This is a genomic window from Mesorhizobium sp. M7A.F.Ca.AU.001.01.1.1 (assembly GCF_004022735.1).
GTDB classification, from domain to species: Bacteria; Pseudomonadota; Alphaproteobacteria; order Rhizobiales; family Rhizobiaceae; genus Mesorhizobium; species Mesorhizobium ciceri.
Genome location: NZ_RZPF01001323.1, coordinates 1 through 578 on the forward strand (window position 1 = coordinate 1; position 578 = coordinate 578).

Consider the following 578-nt stretch of genomic DNA (forward strand, 5'->3'; position numbering starts at 1 on the left):
ATCCACTATGTCACCGGCCAGTATCTAAAGGACGACAAGATCGACATCGCCCGTCCCGAGGCTGTGATGTACGAGCCGATGGCCGATGGCACGCTGAAGCTGGTGGCGGTCGAGTACATCACTTCGAAAGGACCGGCATCGTTGGACGGCCAGCTGTTCAATTTCAACAGCGCCCCCAACCGCTATGGCCTGGGTGAATTCTACGAGCTGCATGTCTGGGCCTGGAAAGGGAACCCGACAGGCACGTTCGCCGACATGAATCCGAAAGTGTCATGCGAGCACGCAATGGCGCCGAGCCAATAAGCAATGAGGCCAGGCGGCATTGACGCCGCCTGGCCCGAACGATCGTTTTGCCTGATCGCCTCAGGCGGTCTTGATCAGACCGAGCTGGGTGAGGGCGGTGACGCCGTCATCGAGGCCGATTTCCTCGACGATCCTGCCGTCAACCACCTTCAGCACCGTGGTGCCGGTGAAGCGCATGGTGCGGCCGGTGGCGGCCGGCAGCGAACCGACGAGGAAGTCGCCGAAGGCTGGGCCGGTATGCGTGCCGCCGCCCTCCCACTGGCCGACGACATAGT

General features: G+C 62.3%; 1 protein-coding gene and 1 pseudogene. One reads left to right on the top strand and one right to left on the bottom strand.

The features are described from left to right. Positions 1-303, top strand: a pseudogene (locus tag EN884_RS37950) (hypothetical protein); the annotation flags it as partial. A 60-nt stretch (positions 304-363) separates the two neighbouring features. On the opposite strand, the gene EN884_RS37955 reads toward EN884_RS37950, so the two are convergent. Next, positions 364-578: ester cyclase (locus tag EN884_RS37955; protein ID WP_164895516.1), on the bottom strand; the 215-nt coding region annotated here is incomplete at its 5' end.